General features: G+C 72.2%; 3 protein-coding genes. All 3 read left to right on the top strand.

The window, feature by feature from the left end; genetic code table 11:
- Positions 1–398: 398 nt before the first annotated feature.
- Positions 399–1,316, top strand: a complete 918-nt coding sequence (gene ltnD, locus GWI24_RS42560; protein ID WP_210951375.1) for an L-threonate dehydrogenase — start codon at positions 399–401, stop codon at positions 1,314–1,316.
- 1 nt (position 1,317) lies between these two features.
- Positions 1,318–2,598, top strand: coding sequence for a 3-oxo-tetronate kinase (gene otnK, locus GWI24_RS42555; RefSeq protein WP_210951374.1), 1,281 nt, complete (start codon positions 1,318–1,320; stop codon positions 2,596–2,598).
- A partial coding sequence (locus GWI24_RS42550; RefSeq protein WP_210951373.1) for an aldolase occupies positions 2,595–3,215 on the top strand: 621 nt, incomplete at its 3' end. The genes otnK and GWI24_RS42550, both read left to right, overlap by 4 nt.

The raw sequence follows: 3,215 nt of genomic DNA, 5'->3' as shown, positions 1-3,215 counted from the left end.
CCGCCGTGTCGATCTGGTCGAGCGCGGCAGTGGCGCGCCGCAGGACGAGGTGGCCGACGGCGGTCAGACGCACTCCCTCGCGGCGCCGCTCCAGCACGCGAGCTGGTGCGCGAGGGGCAGATCGCGCCCTGACACCCGGCCAGTGTCTGACCCCCGGCGCCGCCCCCAGGTGGCCGCCTGACGTCCGAGCCGGACACACCACGCCCGGCCGCGCCACGTCCCACCCGACTCCACCTCCCCTCACCCCGCCTCCTGTGATGGACGTCACAGTATGCGGGAGCCTTGTCTTCAGGTCATCATATGACCCGATCGCCGCAGGCAGCCGGGGCCGATCGCGCCCCGGACACCACAGCGAGCGGCGGCGCTCCCCCATAAGCACAGCAAGGACGAGGAGGGGCATGAGCGACCAGGACAGGCCGGCGCGGCCGCGCGTGGGCGTGGTGGGCCTCGGGGCCATGGGACTCGGCATGGCGCGCAGCCTGCGCACGGCGGGCTACGACATCGGGGTCCACGATCTGCGGCCGGAGGTGGCCGAGGACTTCGCCCGCGACGGCGGAACGGCGTACGCCTCCCCCGGCGACCTGGCGGCCGCGGTGGACGTCGTGGTCAGTGTCGTGGTCAACGCGGCGCAGGTGGAATCGGTGCTGTTCGGCGCCGACGGGGCCGCCGACCGGCTCCGCCCGGGGACCGTCTACGTGATGTGCTCCACGGTCGACCCGGGCTGGTCCGCGGAACTCGGGGGGCGTCTGGCCGAGCGGGGTGTGCTCTGCCTGGACGCCCCCATCTCCGGTGGCGCCGCGCGTGCGGCGGCCGGTGAGCTGACCATGATGACGTCGGGCCCCGCCGCGGCGTACGCGGTCGCCGACCCGGTGCTGGAGGCCATGAGCAGCACGGTCTACCGCCTGGGCGAGCAGCCCGGTCTCGGCTCGAAGGTCAAGATCGTGAACCAGCTGCTCGCGGGGGTGCACATCGCCGCGGCGGCCGAGGCGATGGCCCTGGGCCTGAAGGCCGGTGTCCCGGCCGAGGCGCTCTACGAGGTCATCACGCACAGCGCGGGCAACTCGTGGATGTTCGAGAACCGGATGGCGCATGTGCTCGCCGGTGATTACACGCCGCTCTCCGCGGTCGACATCTTCGTCAAGGACCTGGGGCTCGTCCTCGATTCGGCACGGCCGGAGAAGTTCCCGCTCCCCCTGGCCGCCACCGCTCACCAGATGTTCCTCCAGGCGTCGGCGTCCGGTCTGGGCTCGGAGGACGACAGCGCGGTCATCAAGATCTTCCCCGGGATCGATCTGCCCCAGCCGGTGGAGGCCTGATATGGGCATCCGACTCGGCTGCATCGCCGATGACTTCACCGGCGCCACCGACCTGGCCAACAACCTGGTGCGGGCGGGCATGCGCGTGGTCCAGCTGATCGATGTACCGCCGGCCGGCGCCGAGCGGCCGGTGGACGCGGACGCCGTGGTCATCGCGCTCAAGTCGCGGACCGTTCCGGCCGCCGACGCCGTCGACGCCTCGCTGCGGGCCCTCGCCTGGCTGCGGTCCGCGGGCGCCGGGCAGATCTACTTCAAGTACTGCTCCACCTTCGACTCGACACCGGCCGGCAATATCGGGCCGGTCACCGAGGCCCTGATGGACGCGCTCGGCACCGACTTCACCATCGCCACGCCCGCGTTCCCCGACAACGGGCGCACGGTCTTCAAGGGCCATCTCTTCGTCGGCGATGTGCTGCTCAGCGCGAGCGGTATGCGCCATCACCCGCTCACCCCGATGACCGACCCCAATCTGGTCTCGGTCCTCGGCGCGCAGACCACACGAGCGGTCGGCCTGATCGACCACACGGTGGTCGGCCGCGATGCCACGGCGGTCCGGGCCCGGATCGACGAACTGCGCGAGCAGGGTGCCGGAATCGCCATCGTCGACGCCGTTTCCAACGACGACCTGGTGCGGCTCGGCGCGGCGGTCCAGGGGATGCCCCTGGTGACCGCCGGTTCGGGCCTGGCCATCGGACTGCCCGCGAACTGGGGGTTCACACCGTCCCACGCCGCCGCACAGCTGCCGGTGCCCGGCGGCCACCGGGCCGTCATCTCCGGATCGGTCTCCGCCGCCACCAACCAGCAGGTCCAGGAGTTCCTGCGCACCGGCCGTCCCGCGTTCAGCGTGGATCCGCTGCGGATCGCGGCCGGTGAGGACGTGTCCGGCGAGGCGCTCGCCTTCGCCGGATGCCATCTGGCCGACGGGCCCGTCCTCTTCTACTCCACCGAGGCGCCCGAGTCGGTCCGCACCGTCCAGACCCGGCTCGGCGCCGCCGAGGCCGGCGAGCTGGTGGAGCGGACCCTGGCCCGCGTGGCCGAGGGCCTGGTGGAGCGCGGTGTGCGTCAACTCGTCGTCGCGGGCGGCGAGACCTCGGGAGCGGTCGTCCGGGCGCTCGGCATCACCGGACTGCGCATCGGACCGCAGATCGACCCCGGTGTGCCCTGGTGTGCGGCGGCGCTGCCCGGCGGGGACACCCTCCACATCACGCTGAAGTCCGGCAACTTCGGTGGCCCCGCGTTCTTCACCGACTCCTTCGCCCTGCTCGACCGGGAGGTCTCATGACCGAGCTCCTCGGCACCGCCGTGGACGAGGCCCGTGACGAGATCGTCCGGGTGGGCACGAGCCTGTTCAACCGGGGCTATGTGCACGCCAGCGCCGGAAACATCAGCGCCCGGATCGGCGACGGCCATCTGATCACACCCACCGACGCCGCCCTGGGCTTCCTCGAGCGCGACCGCCTCGCGCTGGTCGACGCCCAGGGTGAGCAGCGCGCGGGCGACCGTGCGAGCAAGACCCTGACGCTCCATCGGCGCATCTACGCGGCCGACCCCACGGCCCGGTTCATCATCCACACCCACTCCACCCACCTGGTCGCGCTCACCCTGGCCGGGGTGTGGAGCCAGGACGACGTGCTCCCGCCCATCACGCCGTACTTCGTGATGAAGGTGGGGCACGTTCCGCTCATCCCCTACCAGCGGCCCGGCGACCCGCGCGTGGCCGATCTGGTGACCGCCCGGATCGCCGACCACCTGGCGAGCCACACGCCGATCAGGGCCGTCCTGCTCGACCGGCTCGGCCCCGTGGTCTGGGGTCCGAACGCGGCCGCCGCCCTCGCCGTCCTCGAAGAACTCGAGGAGACGGCACGTCTCTGGCTCCTGACCGACCGTCGACCGGGGCCC

The sequence above is a fragment of the Streptomyces sp. MK37H genome, from assembly GCF_018035285.1.
In the GTDB taxonomy this organism is placed as follows: Bacteria; Actinomycetota; Actinomycetes; order Streptomycetales; family Streptomycetaceae; genus Streptomyces; species Streptomyces endocoffeicus.
This window is presented reverse-complemented; position numbering and strand designations above follow the sequence as displayed.

What these genes read in the sequence shown, in the direction of transcription:
- ltnD (WP_210951375.1), top strand. Translation starts at nt 399, where the DNA reads ATGAGCGACCAGGACAGGCCGGCGCGGCCGCGCGTGGGCGTGGTGGGC.
- otnK (WP_210951374.1), top strand. Translation starts at nt 1,318, where the DNA reads ATGGGCATCCGACTCGGCTGCATCGCCGATGACTTCACCGGCGCCACC.